We start from the raw sequence: 17915 nt of genomic DNA, 5'->3' as shown, positions 1-17915 counted from the left end.
TTTATGATGCAAACAAAAACAATTATTTCTCAGATAATGACCATGGGATTGATGTTTACAGGATTAATAACACAAGCCCAAAAACAACCCAACATCATCTTTATCATCCCCGATCAGATGAGAGCTCAAACACTCGAAGAGGGAGCAGATAGATATGTAAAAACACCAACATTAGATAATTTCAAAGAACGCGCGGTGAACTTCACCCAAGCAGTAGCCAACTACCCATTATGCTCTCCCACCAGAGGCATGATCTTCTCCGGAACCCACCCTTTCCGTAATCAAGTGATGCAAAACTGCCAAAGTTTCACCACCCACTTAGACTGCGAACTACAGAAAGACGAGCTATGTTGGTCTGACATCCTCAAAAAGAATGGCTACGATCTAGGCTACATCGGCAAATGGCATTTAGACTCTCCTCGCGCTCCATATATCGACTGTAAGAACAACCGAGGCAAACGCAAATGGAATGAATGGTGTGCTCCCGACCGAAGACACGGCTTTTCCTATTGGCATGCCTATGGAACCTACGACTATCATCTGAACCCGATGTACTGGGATACCGATGCAAAACGTAACGAATATAAATTCTACGACCAATGGGGACCCATTCACGAGGCCAACAAAGCCATTGACTATATCAGCAATAAGGGAGGTACCTATAGAGATACCAACAAACCATTTGCTCTGGTTGTGAGTATCAATCCACCCCACACCTCCTATAGCCATGTACCTCAAAAATACAAAGACCTATACAAAGATCTAGATGTAACAACCCTATGTAACACCCCAAATATCCCGAAGAAAGGAACGAAATGGGGCGACTACTATCGAAAGAACATCAAAAACTACTATGCCTGTATCTCAGGGGTAGACGAACAGATTGGAAGGGTTCTTCAATCCCTAAAAGATCAAGGTATAGATGACAACACCATCGTCATATTCACCTCCGACCATGGCGACTGTATTGGCATTCATCAACAACAAGGAAAAAACAATTGGTACGAAGAAGCAATCCGCGTTCCATTTATTGTTAAGATTCCTAGTCACAATAAACAGATCGATGTCGACCACCAACTAGGATCTCTCGACATATACCCAACCATTCTTGGACTCTTAGGGTTAGAAAATCAAATCCCAAGCCATCTTAAAGGGATAAACTACACCCCTGCCATCACAGGAGTAGGCAAACAAAAAACCACAGACCACCAGTGGTATATCCGAACTGCCAATGGCGTAAAAGAGAAAGGAGTCAGAGGTGTTCGTACCGATCGCTATACATTTATTATCGAAAACAAGTCCGACAACAAACAGTATCGTTATCTTTTCGATCGAAAAAATGACCCATATCAACTGAACAACATCGTTCAAAAAAAGAGGTCAAAGGCGAAACAGATGATGAAAATGCTTAAAAATGATCTTCAGAAATATGACGATCCATTTGTGATCTTATAATCACACCAATTTCATGAGTAAGATAAAGTTCTTATGTTGTCCAATTGGATAACATAAGAACTTCATATCATCCTGAGATGATCACGAACTCTTAGGAGCCATATAAAACGAAAAATAACGACTACCCCAGAAACTATCATTAACAGAATCGTATATCATCACCCAAAAATGGACCTCTCCATCATCCATCGGCATATCCCAAACGACATCAAACAACCGACCACAGACACCGTCATCCCCATCGAAACACTGAATATCTTGCATCCACGAACAGTCACCCCCTTTCGAACTATAACGCAAGACCAGGATATACCCCTCAGAAATAAATTGCGAAGACACCTCTAAATACAGGTTCAAGTGCTTCCCATCATAATACCTCACCTCGCCACTAAGAATAACACTAAATGGGATACTTGACATACTCAATTTCGACAGATCGACATAATCCAAAGGTAAAACCTCATGATACGTTCGTTTCATCATAACCTCACGGAAAAAATTATACGAACTATCTTCCAAGACCTCCGCACGATAAGACACTTGAAACAACTTTTGGAAACAGTAGATCAACGCCTCACACAGCTCCTCCCGAACTTTATTCCCCATATTCGTTAAAGAACTACAATCCCCCAAAAAGTCACAACAACCTCGCTGTAGGTAATACATCACCTCACCAAGAATCCCAACATTATATCTTCCATCAAATTGATCCATCATATTCTTTGTTAACCCTTTTCATATCCTACTTGATGATATTTATGGCAGCCCCAATATAAGAGCCGCCATAAACATAAATCAATCAAGTAGAAAAACTAAGCAGTAATCGTAGCGTACGCCGTTTTCGACACATGATCCTGACACAACCCTTTCGAAGTACTATAGAAAGCATAAAGATGCAACTTATGTCCTTCCATCGAATCTGTAATCATCAACTCCACACCCAAATCTGCCACATCAGCAACACCGACATAACACTTCATATATTCCATATCATCACGACAGATAAGGAGGTTGACCTTACACTTCTCCCCTTCAATCTCTTTGATATCTACCGTACTCCAATCGATCTGAAGCAAACCATCATCACCTAACGTCAAGCTGATGTTATCCATCTGTCCTAACCTTCCACTAGTCAGCTTTAGGGATGGAAAATCCACCTCTACATGATCATTGACATAACGGAAATGCTCCTCATTGTCATCATAAGCGGCATTAAAAGTCGTTAGTCTTTGCGATTCTGGACGGAAACCAATACGAACCAAACGACGAGCATCAGAGATAAAATCTGCCGTCTTCTTAAAACGAGCACGCTGCTGCAAACATTTCAACGAAATATTCTTACGTTTAATAATCTCTGGTAACGAACGCATAAAATAAGTCCCTTTCCATCTCGAACCAATCACACTACCTACTTTTCCCATAAATCCACCAAGGACACCTTTTACAATTTTACCCATAACAAGTTAATTATTAGATTAATATTTAATTATCATATCAAACTTATCAGGATTCAAAACGAGAAACAACAAAATCGTGCACGCCTGTATGATTATGTATGAATATGTGCGATTATGTATGATTATGCGTCCGCTGTACACACAACTTACCCCCCTAATCCAACTGTTATTAATTACAGAAAACATATTATCAGACCTCCACAAGGAGTCGAATGCGAAAACAAATATCATATCTGGTATATATAACCTTAAAACAAAATGTCATGAAAAAACTCATCTTACTCTGTTGCTGCTTAGGCATATGTCCACAGCAACAACAAGAAACGAACTACCTAATGCACTACGCATTGGCGCAGGAAAGACAAGAGAGAACTACCGAATCCAACGAAAACTACCAACTATCCCCCCTTATTACATTTAAGATAGACGCGCTCGAAAATAGAATCTATATAGAGCTCAAAGGACAACAACGGCGACTCGACGACCTCAAAAGCCTTATACATATTGTCATCTCCTTTCTAATTGGTCTCGCAAGCTTCATGTTCTACGAAAAAAAGCAAGAGAAATCCTAATCCTAATCTCCACAAAAGAGACGCACACAACGTCTCTTTTTTTATGCGCTCAACCCCACTATTTAGACTAAATAAGTTTATCAAAAATGTTAACAGTATATATAAGGGTATATAGGAGGGGTAATCCTTATTTAGAAACACCCCCACCCTCACCTCAAAAAATATATCAAAAACAAGATCCGTTAAATCCGTGGCTGAGAATTATTTCCCATACGCTTCAACCCTTCGTGGCTTTGCGTCTTAGCGGTTCAAAAAAAGATCCGTGGAAATCCGTCTAATCTGTTTCATATGTGTGCCATCCCTTACGCTCCAACCCTTCGTGGTTCCCTCCTCCCGTGCGAACCAACCTTTCGTCTCTTTTCTTCCTAGTAATCCGTCTAAACTCAACGCCACTACCTTCCATTATGCGGCCTCCAATACCAATTAAACCCTTTCAACTCTATCTCTGTTAATATGACATTGTTTAATTTAAAAATTGATCCATATGGAGCAACCAATTGGCTTAACTGCCGCTGATAAAAAAACGAATGCAAACCCTAAAAAGCATTCATTAGTTATGGCGGATTTCACCTACCCCAAAACACTTTTAGCTAATGACGAAAACATCCTGAGAATGGAACAGACCATTTATCAGAATGAAAAAAAACGGGCAGAGAACATCTTCGACCAGACCTACAGTGATAAAGATGGATCACGCTATCTAGAACAAAACAGAGAGAATATCTTGAAAGGTATTCATTCTAAGATGCTTTCGTGCATCCATCCTGTTTACCTCTTTGCTAAACAGTATCAGATGCAACTCAGCTCTATTTTTCACACACGATTGATCTTCAATGCCAAGAAAGAGAAGAAATACCTAAAGAGGTTCCACTTCTATTCGGAGCTACTTAAACTCTGTTCAGGAAATCGCACTTTCGAACCGGTCATTTGGGAACACTCTCTTTTCAAGAAACTTAAAATCATATCAAAACCGACCAAACTTCAGATACAAGAACATAACATCGATATACTCAAATTTCCAGATCCAACAATCATTATCCGATATGTACTGATGGTATCACCTACCCTTGAGAATTCCAATCATATTACTAAAAGGGTCAACCATTTGATCGAATCTGTAGAGTTCCTATCCTTCCCTTGGTGTTTACAAATAGAACGAGTCATCAACCTTTTGTATGAAATATACGCCGAGTTAAAAGGATATCATTATCAGAACAAAGCCATATATGCGAAGAACATCACCATAGAACAGCTACATCATAGTACGTTTCATGCACAATTGCTGGTCAATATAACAAAAGACAAACCCTATAACCGTCTTGATGAACAGTTCTTGAACAATTTCATTAGTTTATTCGAAATGTATGAAACTGAATTTCATCACTTTAATCATCAAAAAGAAAAAGTGAATCAGGAGACAGAAACCAATGAAAAAGAGACCAAAAAGAGAAGAGATAAGCAAATAATCCAGCCCTTAGAAGTTCCTTTTCAAACGTCATTCATACCAACTGAAGATTCGTTGTTAACTCTACATGACGAACTAAAGCGGAATAAGATGACTGAGAGCGACTATGGCCTTATACGGAGTCTATTCACCAAAACATCTTTATCTGAAAAGATCATCTGGACAGGCAAACAGAATGAACTGAATAATTTCATTGTCACCCTGCTCGATCTTGAAATCATCCGTTTAAATAAATCCCACTATTGGGAGTTGATATCTCATATCATCCAAGGTGTAAAAAGCAGCTATGATCCATTCAATCTTTCTCGCTGCAAACAGTCTAAGAAAATTGATACGATCCAGTATATCTGTCGGAAATTTAAAAGAGAGAACAGAAATAGTCCACAAAGAAAATAGCGGATCAATAGAAAAAGACGTACCGATTATAAAAACACGTATTCAAACATACGTGTTTTTATCTTTCTTCCACCCCACAAATACACCATCTACAGGCACCAATTCCCTCATACACCTCTTATAAAAACAAGTAGCTTTCAAGAAACAAATTCCACAACACAACCCCTTCAAATACCTTTGTATCAAATCATAAAAGTAGAAATATGACCTCAAAAAAATATCTTCACAAAGTCATAAATGCCACGCCTAAGCGACGCAATATAGAGATGCTACTACGAGAGATCATCACCAAGCTCGACCTACTGATCGACAGCATGGCACAGATCCACGAGATGGTCCACAAACATCATAGCCATCGCAAAACAAGACCACGCGAAAAAACACAATGGATCGACTCCCAGGAGGTCATCAACCGGCTACACATCTCCCAACGTAAGCTACAAGAGATGCGACTACACGGTAAAATCTCCTACACCTCATTCTGTGGCAAGATATTCTTCAAAGAGTGTGACGTAGAGAAGATACTCAACGACCACTACCACACCAGAAAATAATACACCATAGATATCATTCAATGGCTATAAACAGGCCGCCGGAAAAACGCAACAGTAGGATTTCGCCTCCTACCCTCTAGAGCGGAGTGTCATACCGATGCCACAGGCAAAGGTGTAAAGCGAAAAGGGCGCTTTTGGATACATACTATCCCCCACTCCCCATTGGAAAGCCATCGACGCGAGCCTTTTTATCCAACAGGTCATAAAGAGAACAAATGAATATTAAATAAAGAGAGAGACAAATATGAAAATGACAAACATCAAAACCATCTCCATCGCCATGATCGAGTATGCCTATCGGCGCAACCTAATAGGGGCCTTACAACTATACTACCTGCTCCAGCCGATAAAAACCGTGCGTTTCGACACCGAAACATGTAGCTACTGCATGAAACAGCTAAGCATATCCTACAGCACCCTCATGCGTCGTTTCAATCAACTACGCCACACCCGATGGATCAAACCCCATCGCAACGACGACAGATACTTTGTTGTTCAGGCCGAAAAACATATCCTCGAACCCTATCTGGTCTACAGCAAAGGGCAGCTCCACTGGCGTCCACACTATCAAATTGTCAACTTCAAGATCATTGTGATCACCGCCCTCATGTTCCAGACAGCCATCTTTCGTGAGATACGCAAAAGCTGTCAAGGAGAGAGTGCACAACTACGAAAACGTGTCATGAGCCACTGCAAGATACATCCCGACTACGGACGCATCTATGCCACCCGACACTTTCGTATACCCTCAAACTATTATGCCAAAGCGCTGCAAGTGTCGCTAATGCAATACTACCGCTACCGCAAAAAGGCTTACGATATGACACTGCTCAGCGTTACGATGCACGACCTAAAAGTCAATATCCCATCGCAACGACTCAAGAATGTACGAACCCTTTATAAGGACGGACCTTATATAGCGAACAAAAAAGACGGCGCCTATCTACAGGAAGCCACATCTATTCATTTTAATCTATTTATATCGCCATGCGAAAAATAAAAAAAATCATTCTCCACTGCTCTGACAGCGACATACAAGAGCACGACAACATCCAAACCATCCGTAGATGGCATATGAACCGAGGATGGAAAGACATCGGTTACCACTACTTTATCTCCAAAGACGGTCGTACCCGATGGGGACGCAATCTAGCCACTTACGGAGCACACTGTGCCGGACACAACCGCGACTCCATAGGCATATGTCTCAGTGGGCGAAAAAAATTCACCAAATACCAATTCAGCAGCCTTCGTATGCTACTGATGCAGTTGATGAAAAAGTATGACATTCCAAAGAGTGCCATCTATCCCCATAACCATTTCAACCGGCATAAAACATGTCCAAACTTCAACGTTAAAGAACTACTCCTCACGTTGTAATCAACCACCGATGCAAGGAGCTTCCACTCCTTGCATCTAAAAATCATCACAATGCATCACACGCTATGCAACAAAATTCGTGATAATCCATTAAATCCGTGGCTGATATTTTCTCCCATACGCTTCAACCCTTCGTGGCTTAGCGTCTTAGCGGTTCAAAAAAAAGATCCGTGGTAATCTGTCTAATCCGTCTAATCCGTGGCTGATATTTTCTCCCATACGCTTCAACCCTTCGTGGCTTAGCGTCTTAGCGGTTCAAAAAAAGATCCGTGGTAATCTGTCTAATCCGTCTAATCCGCGGCTGATATTTTCTCCCATACGCTTCAACCCTTCGTGGCTTAGCGTCTTAGCGGTTCAAAAAAAAGATCCGTGGTAATCTGTCTAATCCGCGGCTAAAAATCACCTGTTACAATGAATTAATCTACTTACAAAAAAAACATATCATGAAAACAAAGAACATCAAGCATTTCACACGCACAGCGCGACACATCACCGATCGTATCATCCATAACAGCGCCACTGGCGACAAACAAGATGCACGCAATCGCAATGACCAAACCAACCAATCCGAAACAACAGGATTCCTTGACCGTAACATCCACGAAATCGTCATCCTTATCATCCTCTTCACCTGCCTCTTCGGCCACAAACTCGACCTCCCATCTCCCACCCTCAACAAATTCACCGAATACCTCGCCTACGTCATGTGCTTCCTCTTTGGCCGCCAACGCAAATAAAACACGAAGGATTGATGGCAAGGGTAATAATTATAGCCACGGATCGGACGGATTTTTAGGACCCACTTAGGCACAAAGAGTTGGAGCGCAAGCGATGGGAACACGGATTTGACGGATTAGACAGATTTACACAGATCTTTAATGTGGTTGATCCATTAATGCTTCAACCTTCCCTGAAAGGGAAACCGAACGTAGCCCAATGGTGAAAACCATATGTTGCGCTATAGCGCAGCATACAGGTTGGAGCCTTGGGTAAACAAACACCCACCAATACAAAAGGCTGAAAGCCTGACCGAAAAACAATACAGCCACGGATTTGACGGATCGGACAGATCAACACGGATCTTATATTTCAACTCCATACAACTTCAACCTTCCCTGAAAGGGAAACCGAACATAGCCCAATGGTGGAAACCATATGTTGCGCTTTAGCGCAGCATACAGGTTGGAGCCTTGGGTAAACAAACACCCACCAATACAAAAGGCTGAAGGCCTGACCCATAAAACATTATAGCCACGGATCAGACGGATCAACACGGATCTTATATTTCAACTCCATACAACTTCAACCTTCCCTGAAAGGGAAACCGAACATAGCCCAATGGTGAAAACCATATGTTGCGCTTTAGCGCAGCATACAGGTTGGAGCCTTGGGTAAACAAACACCCACCAATACAAAAGGCTGAAGGCCTGACCGATTAAATATGATAATCACGGATTTATGTTGATGCGCAAGGATGGCACACTGCTGGGAACGCTGAGCTCCAGCTCGGCATCATGTGTCAGGAGAGAGACAACTTAATATTGTTTCATGGAAGTGTGGAGGCACGATGCCGAGCTGGAGCTCAGCACTCCCAGTGGTTGTGGTATCCTTCTCGTACCCATAAACTGGGGCAAACTATATCGTATTGGATGTAGAATAAATATCCGTACCCTTTCCAAAAAATGTTAATTTTATTTACATTTGAGCAAACAACTGCAACTTTAAGTATACAAAGCAAAAAAAATGAGAAAATTAACTATTCTACTTACCATGATGTGCTTATGTACCTACATCTCTATAGCACAATCAACCACAACAACAAAAGAAGAGCCTGAAATTGAGGAAGAACTTATGATCAGTGATGAGGTGGGTCAGGATAAATATTACGATGGGTACATGAGCGACACATTTGATTATGATGACGAAAGCCCTGTATTTAATTTTGTGGATGTGAATCCAATCTTCTGTAAAGGGATCGCCCCAGAAGATTCACTACAGAACTTTATTAAAAAGAATATTAAATACCCAAAGAATTTAACTGATAGTGTGGATTTGGAACCTGTATGTGTTCGATTTATTGTAGACAAAAAAGGAGAAACAGGACATCACAAAGTTCCAGATAAACTTCATCCATTTTTAGATAAAGAGGCTATTAGGGTCGCTAGATTAATAAAATATCAAACCCCAGCAATATATAAAGGTAAGCCAGTAAAAAAGGCATATCGTGTTTATATAGAATTTGAATAAGGGGCTCAGGAAGAAAGGTAGGTGCACAAGTGCAGGGTAAAGGTATAAAAATCAACAGGAGAGCTGAAAGTCCGATCCGTTACATATACAAAACGAAAGATACAACAATTCAACACGGATCTTATATTTCAACTCCATACAACTTCTACCTTCCCTGAAAGGGAAACCGAACATAGCCCAACGGTGAAAACCATAGATTGACCGCAAGGTCAAGCTATCGGTTGGAGCCTTGGGTAAACAAACACCCACCAACACAAAAGGCTGAAGGCCTGACCCATAAAATATGATAATCACGGATTTATGTTGATGTGCAAGGATGGCACGCCGCTGGGTATAGGTAGAAAAATCAACAGAAGGGCTGAAAGTCCGACCCCCATCACCTTACTCAATGGTAATATATCGATCTCAACTTATCCTATCTGTATCTCTCATGCTGGATTAAATAAATGCGACATCCCCTCAACATCCAATAATACTTAGTTTGTGCCAATTCATTGGCACGCAAAGGATACCTAAAGAAGACGCCACCTTTTTCTCCCGTCCAAGTCACCCCAATACTTCGTAAAGACACGAGAAACATTTGAATCAAATAAAACGTAATTCATTTAACTTATTATGATATAACGAAAGATACAAAATAAAGAAGTAACTCTAATTTATTAGAGCCATCATCAATTACGGTAACTCAGCTAACTAAATTCCAACATTAAGACCTCTAGAACCACAACACCATCTTATTATTATTAATGCTATTTCAACCCAAATATCATAATACTCTTTTGTAAGTTTTTCATAAGGGTTCTTACAAATTTTAAATTGATCTTCTAGAATAGAGATGTATTTATCTGTAATAGGTTTACCTTCTTGTTGCATTTTTTTCTTTTCGGATATTGTGGACTCTAGATACATCAAATGATCCTCAGTTAACAAAGTCTTAATATTAGCAAGAAACTTCTCACCTACGCCCTTTATTAACACACCATCTTGATGTTCAACATTTGCTATTACCTCTTTCCAAAACAGTTTTTTATCCTGATCTTTTAATAGTTTATCATTAGTAAGCCCCTGCTTGTAATCTATATAAAAAAGATGATCAACTTTTAATTCGTCAAAATCATTATGATTTCGATACTGTTTATGTATTTTGAAGATCGACAGTGGAATAATATTTTCAGCTTCTCGTACTTTCAAACAGTACAATTCACATAGAGATTGATTCATTCTTACATGTCTAAGACTCTTTACTGTATCACCTTCACCCCCCTTAGGGTATTTTTTATCACTATCACAAATACATAAACATAAGTCTTCATTAGCATCTATTATTTCTTTAAACTTATTTGCAACTTGACTACCTCCACCACCATCACGTTTTAATTTTACCTCTATAAAATTATAATCTTTATGTCGTAAATATTTCTTTGCTATATACTCATAAAAGTAAGTATCTGTTAAGTTTTCCGTCAATAAAATAGACTTACTCAAAAAATTAGAATTTTTCAGTTCAAGTATATCTATCGAGAATCCTCTATCGTTTACAATAGCTTTGCCAGTATAAAGCAACACTGTCCTGTCTACAATTTCGTCATAATAATTGGTTGAAAAATTATGGTATAAATGATGGTAAACAGCACGAGCACTTGGACTAATCCCAGAAAAACCTGCTAACAGTTTCAATATTTCTAGTTCACAAGAAAGTAAATGTTTACCTTCTCTAATTGCCGTAGCTAAATTCTCTAAAGAATAGATAAAATCAGGTATACAACAAGGCTTACTCAAATTACTCTGAATTGAATTATGTATCTCGAATAACATACTAACCTATTATATCTGGATAAAAGAAACCTATTGGCCAATTTGTTAATCGCCCTTTACTATCATATTTACCATTTTTGATTGTAGTTTCAAAACCCTCCGAATCAAAGATCGATATATTTATAAGCTCATTTGAGATATTTCCATTAGCCACATGATGTCCCAGTCTGTTTACCATCGTTTCACTGTGAGTTTCAAAAATTATTTTCACTTCTATACTTTCCTTCTTTGACGTGTTAATTACCTTTACAAAGGTATCTATCAGTAACGCCTGCAGTCTCGGGTGAAGGTGTAATTCTGGCTGTTCAATAACAAATGTTATAGGCCCCATAGATCTATTTAATTGTTTTGGCATTTTTCGTTTTCGTGTAATTGCCCACAATTGTGTTACAATAGGAAGTATTTGAGAAAACCCAAATCCAGTATCAGCAAGATTTATTTCAAGTTCATTTATTTTCAGACTAATTGACAGATGACCACCTACTGTCGAAACCACTGGTTCAAACTTTAAATTCGTTCGTGTCCACTCTTGGAATTTAACAAACTCTTTCTTTGAAAGGCTCTCAAGAAACATCGGCAGATTTATTCCTCTAGGATCAATCCTATTAACAGCTAACCCCTGCTGTCTGTAATACCTCTCTGCAGTAGCTCGAACAGGTGCGACATAATAGACGTGTTCATAATATCTCGTGAGATAGTGATCACAACTTTCTAATATTTTATTTATATTTGACAATAAATACAAATTATGAAGCTCTTTTAATATAGAGTCTTCTTTATCTAGTTTTTCCAAACTTGTATGCCATGATTTTGGTGATTTTTTATCACTCCGTAAAGAACTATAGAAAGTTTCATACCCTCCTAATTCAAAATTATTAAGCATTGATACATGAGTCTCCTTCTTCGTTCCACTTTTAGTCAATTTTTCTAATATTTTAAATAACGAAGGTTCATACTCACTACCATAAAAATTTATTCTCTCTTTTTTCGATAAAGTTAGTAGCGGTAATATTTTATTAATAGAAAGTGAAATTGTTTTGAACTCATTGTTTTGTGAAAACTCTCTGTCATTAATCACGATACTATTAACCCCATAATCATAATTAATATCAATAACAATTAACGACTCATCAATCTTAATCTCTATTAGATTAACAAACTCTTTTTTATCTTCGATCTTAATATGCAACTTTAATAAAATATTAGCATCTATATCTACAAATCGATTATTAAAAAATAGAAATCCTCGATCATTTTTGCGATCTAGTTTAAATTCATACAAAAATACGATATCATCATTACTACTAGCATGCTTATTAATACATTCGGCATAACTACCAAAGTCAACAAAACTAGGATCATACCATAAAATTGGACTATTAGTTTTTGTATCCAATGACTGTTTTAATAGAGGAAACGATCTCAAAAAAGTACTCTTACCTGAACTATTCTTACCAACAATTACAGTAAGAGGACATATTTCAATACCCTCTATATTTTTAAGACTTCGTAGATTCTTAAATCCGATTTTTTTCATTTAATAATAGTTGCTTTAATCTTATTTATTGCATTCCTCAACAATATCATGTATTGGCACAAAATATTGTTATCAACTTTGTGAGTCTTGATATAATAATATAATTTTTATATCAGCCCTCTTTGTGTTTTACAAATATATACATTTGTTAATATTATTTCAATATAATCCCACTATTTTTTATAATTGGTTACACTTTTGAATATGTCAATTTTTTCTTCATTTTTCAAGAAAAAGATGTTTAACACGAGACTAGTTTAAATAGAACTATTATTAATGCGAATAAAGGATTGGATTTTACATCGAATCAATCAATTTAATCGCCTGTATATCAGATTTTTATATTGTTTTTATCCTTGAAAATCAGTATCTTATAGTTGTTTTCAAAGCGACTTTAAAATATGATAATCAAGGATAAGGACTTCAATTTAATAAAAATATACGATCTAATTTGTTATTATTTCGATGAGTTAAGATATTATTGTGAACGATTTAGTAACAATAACTCCCCTTGCTTTACTGATCAAGAGGTGATGACAATATATCTTTTTGGTGTTCAATATCAAGAATACACCAAGATAAATCAAATTCATAAATTTGCATGTGATTACTTGTCTGACTGGTTTCCAAATTTAGGATCTTATCAAGCATTTTGTAATCGCCTTAATCGTTTAGGTGGAGCTTTTACAAGATTGTCTGAGTTATTACTTGAAGACACTCAGCCTAATGATTGTATTATCGATCAATGTTTACTTGATTCGATGCCAATTATAACGTGTTCTGGCAAACGCAAAGGCAAGGTGGCCAATGAAGTAACCAATAAAGGCTATTGCTCTACCAAAGGAGTTTACTATTATGGCATGAAACTTCATATGCTGGGGATAAGACGACAAGATGCTTTACCTTTTCCAGAGCAAGTCCTTTTTACACCTGCATCTGTGAACGATATTGTCGTCTACAAGGAGAGATGGTCGGAGATGCGGAACAGAACCTTCTTCGGAGATAAAATTTACATGCATAATGAATTTAAACAGCATGTGAAGAATCAGTATAATTCAGAAATGTTGACACCTATTAAGGCAGTAAAAGGAATGCCTTTGATAATCAAACAAAGAATAAAAGCAGCGATGATTTGTATAATAGAGCTGTATCTAAAATTAGACAACCTATTGAAGCAATGTTCTCTTGGCTAATCGAAAAAACAGATATACAAAGAGCTAGTAAAGTAAGGTCTACAAAAGGATTAATGGTACATGCATTCGGTAAACTAACTGCAACGTTTCTTAATTATGTTTTGAACCCTTGATTCGCATTAATAACTATTAATACGTCCGATCCCTGGCAATAATATTTTATCGGTCAGGCCTTCAGCCCTTCAAGTTGGGGGTATATTTTACCCAAGGCTCCATCCGACCATGAGCGCTTTTGCGCATCATACGGATTACACCATTGGGCTAGGTTCGGTTTCCCTTTCAGGGAAGGTGGAAGCATTAATGGATAGACCACAATAAAAATCTGTGGAAATCAGTCTGATCTGTTTCATCTGTGTGCCATCCTTGCGCTCCAACCCTTCGTGGTTCATTTAATATCCATATTGATCAGTTCATTCTGTGTTATCCGTATTCTATGTCTAGCATGACTTCGTTCAATTGGAATAACAATCGATACTTCTCGATCCATCCACAAGCCCCGAAGGGGTGATCGTACCTAGCCCAATGGTGGAAACCATATGGTGCGCTATAGCACATCATACAGGTTGGAGCCTTGGGTAAATATATTACGACTTAATCCAAGGGCTGAAAGCCTGACCCAAATTGAACAAAATCATTGGGCGACTGTTTAGTCTCGAAATAAGTAGCAGTATGACACAATCTTTATCTCAAGTACATGTACATATCGTATTTTCGACAAAAAATATTCAGAAACTCATACCTGAAAATCTAAGGGATGCATTACAACGTTATATTATTGGGTGCTTACATTACAACGTTATATTATTGGGTGCTTACATTCCATCGAATCTCATGTAGAAGCGATATATATCAATCCTGATCATCTCCATATTTTGTGTACTCTACCTCGCACAGTTCCTATCATGACCTTGGTTACAAAAATAAAATCTCCATCTAGCATATGGATGAAAAAGCATGGAACCCCATCCTTCTCATGGCAAGGTAGATACGCAATATTCTCGGTCAGTAAAAGCAACCTTTCAATGGTAAAAAGATATATCCTTAATCAACCCAATCACCACAAACAGGTGGGATATAAGGAAGAATTGATGTTCTTTTTCAATAAATTGGGGATTGAATATCAAGAACAGTACCTGTGGGATTAAATCGGTCAGGCCTTCAGCCCTTCGTGTTGAGTGGGTATTTTTACCCAAGGCTCCAACCAACACCTTGACCTTGCGGTCAAGCTACGGTTTGCACCATTGGGCTAGGTTCGGTTTCCCTTTCAGGGAAAGTAGCAATCATATTACGTTAACAAGAAAATTCATGTTGATTTGTATTATTCACATTACATTTCGAACACACCTTTCGATACAATCAAAAGCCCCGAAGGGGTGATCGTACCTAGCCCAATGGTGGAAACCTTAGGTTGCGCTATAGCGCAGCATACAGGTTGGAGCCTTGGGGAAACAGATACGACACATATACAAGGGCTGAAGGCCTGGCCCAAATTGAACAAAATCATTGATATACATTCGGTTTTCCTTTCAGGTAAGGTAGAAGCATTAACGGATAAACCACAATCAAAATCTGTGGAAATCCGTCTAATCCGTTAAATCTGTGGCAATAATATTTTATCGGTCAGGCCTTCAGCCCTTGGTGTGAGGAGTGTATATTTCACCCAAGGCTCCATCCGATAGCTTGACCTTGCGGTCAAGATACAGTTTGCACCATTGGGCTAGGTTCGGTTTCCCTTTCAGGGAACGTGGAAGCATTAATGGATAGACCACAATAAAGATCTGTAGAAATCTGTCTGATCTGTTTCATCTGTGTGCCATCCTTGCGCTCTAACCCTTCGTGCCTAAGTGGTTACCTAAAAATCTGTGGAAATCCGTCTGATATGTAGCACCAAACGAACATTCAACAATCTAAGCTTGTTTCATATGAAAAAGAGCAGTAATTTCGTGGTTTAAAGACAGATATATCACAAAAACAACAAGCGATAGGGAACGTATATGAAAGGAATGTATTACAGAAGGAAAATAATTTTAGCACTATTACAATCATTTGAAGGAGAGTTAAACAAGTATCGTTTACAGAAATTACTGTTCTTATTCACACGCAAACAAGAATCAAAAAGCTTTGATTTTGTTCCTTACAAATACGGATGTTATTCATTTCAAGCCAACGCTGATCTCTTAACGCTATGTAAATATAACCTCGTCACCCAAGATAACGACAAGTGGGTATGTTTGGATAAAAATATTTATGCGGAAGCGCTTAAAAAAGAGGATAAAAATATCTTATCGACCATTAAAAGAGAGTATGGAGAGATGAGTACGGAACAATTAATCAAGCATACTTACCAAAACTACCCATATTACGCCACCAAGAGTCGTATTGCCGAAAAGATTCTAGATAACATAGAGCTTGAAAGAATATCATTGCAAAGAAGAGAAGGTACAGACACCATCCTATTTACCATTGGATACGAAGGAATCTCACTTGAAACCTACATAAACAAGCTACTTATTAATGATGTTCGTGTACTTTGTGATGTTCGTAAAAACTCATTTAGTATGAAATTTGGATTTAGCAAATCACAATTAAGTAAGGCATGCGAAGGTGTTGGTATCCAATTTCTTCACATCCCTGAAGTGGGTATTATATCGGAAAAGAGGAAGGAGCTGCATACACAAGCTGACTATGATAGTTTATTCTTGAACTATACCAATACGGTACTTAAAGAGGAGAAACAAAAGCTTAAAGAGATCTTGCAATTATTGAAAGAACAAAAGCGTATAGCACTGACATGCTTCGAAAAGAATATTCATCAATGCCACAGAAAACATTTGGCTCATACCATAGAAGCTTTAAATGGATTTGAATACTCCGTAAAACATATATAAATGGCTAAAACATGGGTCTTAATCACAGTCAAAACATACCCTTCTATCTCGATCAAATACGACGAAACGGTATGTACCGCAGGCATCACAAGAGAAGGTAAATGGATACGTATTTATCCCATTCCATTTCGGAAGTTGGCATATGCCGAGCAGTATCCGAAATATCAGTGGATCGAAATCGATTTGGTGAAAAACACGAGTGATTTTAGACCCGAAAGCTTTAGACCTACCAATATAGACGTTGATAATCTTATTTCCTATGGTGAAAGAGTAGGAACAAAAAACAAATGGGCTGAACGAAAGGCACTGCTGCTTAAAACTTGCTATACAGATCTTTCAATGCTAATTACCGAATCTAAAACAGAAGGATTATATACCTCGTTAGCAGTTTTTAAACCAACTAAAATTATAGACTTTATTATCGAAAAGACAGAACGTGAATGGAACAGTAACCAAAAAGCATCACTTCAACAGGGAAAACTATTTGAAGATAACAAACAGTTTCAGGTAGTAAAGAAATTACCATACAAGTTCAGTTATAAATTTGAAGATTGTAATGGAAGACAGAGTACCTTGATGAACGAAGACTGGGAACTCGGTGCATTATACTGGAACTGTTTACGTCATCATAATGGTAATGAAGAAGCCGCACGCCACGACGTTAAAAAGAAATATTGGGATGAATTCAAATCAAAGAAAGAGCTTTATTTCTTTCTTGGCACCACAAAACTCAACCAATTAAGAGCCCCAAATCCGTTTATTATCATTGGGACATTTTACCCTCCCAAAGAACCACAATTATCCTTATTTGAAAACATGACATAAAGGAGTATAGTTCCATGAGAGAATAGGTTAAGCTCAAAAATATTCCATCTCGTATGTTCCAACAATGCCGACAGCATTCCCAGGGGTTGTACCTCTCTTGCGCTCCAACCCTTCTTGCCTAAGTGGTTCCC

15 protein-coding genes are annotated in these 17915 nt (G+C 38.2%); 11 read left to right on the top strand and 4 right to left on the bottom strand.

Features of this window, described 5'->3' with window-relative positions; translation table 11 throughout:
* The first annotated feature begins 3 nt into the window (after positions 1–3).
* Positions 4–1455 carry a sulfatase gene (locus K5X82_17175; protein QZT36945.1) on the top strand — a complete coding sequence of 484 codons (1452 nt, stop codon included), beginning with the start codon at positions 4–6 and terminating at the stop codon, positions 1453–1455.
* An 81-nt stretch (positions 1456–1536) separates the two neighbouring features.
* On the opposite strand, the gene K5X82_17170 is transcribed toward K5X82_17175, so the two are convergent.
* Entirely contained in the window at positions 1537–2172 is a 636-nt protein-coding gene (locus K5X82_17170; protein QZT36944.1) for a hypothetical protein, read from the bottom strand.
* Between the two features lie 95 nt (positions 2173–2267).
* Complete coding sequence (locus K5X82_17165) at positions 2268–2912, bottom strand: DUF6266 family protein (GenBank protein QZT36943.1); 645 nt, start codon at positions 2910–2912, stop codon at positions 2268–2270.
* Between the two features lie 1056 nt (positions 2913–3968).
* Between K5X82_17165 and K5X82_17160 the strand changes: the two genes are divergently transcribed.
* The 6 genes from K5X82_17160 (at position 3969) to K5X82_17135 (ending at position 9526) form a co-directional block, all read left to right on the top strand.
* Positions 3969–5345 carry a hypothetical protein gene (locus K5X82_17160; GenBank protein ID QZT36942.1) on the top strand — a complete coding sequence of 459 codons (1377 nt, stop codon included), beginning with the start codon at positions 3969–3971 and terminating at the stop codon, positions 5343–5345.
* Positions 5346–5659: 314 nt separating this feature from the next.
* The gene (locus tag K5X82_17155) at positions 5660–5899 is read left to right on the top strand and encodes a hypothetical protein (GenBank protein QZT36941.1); all 240 of its coding nucleotides are present in this window, start codon (positions 5660–5662) and stop codon (positions 5897–5899) included.
* Between the two features lie 244 nt (positions 5900–6143).
* Positions 6144–6899, top strand: coding sequence for a hypothetical protein (locus K5X82_17150; GenBank protein ID QZT36940.1), 756 nt, complete (start codon positions 6144–6146; stop codon positions 6897–6899).
* Positions 6887–7279: an N-acetylmuramoyl-L-alanine amidase gene (locus K5X82_17145; GenBank protein QZT36939.1), complete on the top strand. Its 393-nt coding sequence runs from the start codon at positions 6887–6889 to the stop codon at positions 7277–7279. Before K5X82_17150 ends, K5X82_17145 begins: the two co-directional genes overlap by 13 nt.
* Positions 7280–7722: 443 nt before the next feature.
* Positions 7723–8016, top strand: a complete 294-nt coding sequence (locus tag K5X82_17140; protein ID QZT36938.1) for a hypothetical protein — start codon at positions 7723–7725, stop codon at positions 8014–8016.
* A 1006-nt stretch (positions 8017–9022) separates the two neighbouring features.
* The gene (locus tag K5X82_17135) at positions 9023–9526 is read left to right on the top strand and encodes an energy transducer TonB (protein ID QZT36937.1); all 504 of its coding nucleotides are present in this window, start codon (positions 9023–9025) and stop codon (positions 9524–9526) included.
* 693 nt (positions 9527–10219) lie between these two features.
* Here the strand turns inward: K5X82_17135 and K5X82_17130 are convergent.
* Together K5X82_17130 and K5X82_17125 are read right to left on the bottom strand one after the other, a co-directional pair.
* Entirely contained in the window at positions 10220–11305 is a 1086-nt protein-coding gene (locus K5X82_17130; protein ID QZT36936.1) for a hypothetical protein, read from the bottom strand.
* Between the two features lie 37 nt (positions 11306–11342).
* Positions 11343–12878, bottom strand: a complete 1536-nt coding sequence (locus K5X82_17125; GenBank protein ID QZT36935.1) for an ATP-binding protein — start codon at positions 12876–12878, stop codon at positions 11343–11345.
* A 401-nt stretch (positions 12879–13279) separates the two neighbouring features.
* Here K5X82_17125 and K5X82_17120 point away from each other — a divergent pair, with 401 nt between their 5' ends.
* The 4 genes from K5X82_17120 to K5X82_17105 all read left to right on the top strand — a co-directional run bounded on the left by K5X82_17120 (position 13280) and on the right by K5X82_17105 (position 17784).
* On the top strand, positions 13280–14071 hold the full coding sequence (locus K5X82_17120) for a hypothetical protein (GenBank protein ID QZT36934.1): 792 nt from the start codon (positions 13280–13282) through the stop codon (positions 14069–14071).
* Between the two features lie 779 nt (positions 14072–14850).
* A complete protein-coding gene (locus tag K5X82_17115) occupies positions 14851–15216 on the top strand; it encodes a transposase (protein ID QZT36933.1) in 366 nt (121 codons plus the stop codon).
* Between the two features lie 858 nt (positions 15217–16074).
* Positions 16075–16959, top strand: a complete 885-nt coding sequence (locus K5X82_17110) for a DUF488 domain-containing protein (protein ID QZT39150.1) — start codon at positions 16075–16077, stop codon at positions 16957–16959.
* Entirely contained in the window at positions 16960–17784 is an 825-nt protein-coding gene (locus K5X82_17105; GenBank protein ID QZT36932.1) for a hypothetical protein, read from the top strand.
* The last annotated feature ends 131 nt before the right edge of the window (positions 17785–17915 follow it).

It is taken from the genome of Prolixibacteraceae bacterium (assembly GCA_019856515.1).
In the GTDB taxonomy this organism is placed as follows: Bacteria; Bacteroidota; Bacteroidia; order Bacteroidales; family Prolixibacteraceae; genus Halosquirtibacter; species Halosquirtibacter xylanolyticus.
The sequence above is the reverse complement of the archived record's forward strand: the minus strand, read 5'-3'. Positions and strand labels throughout refer to the sequence as shown.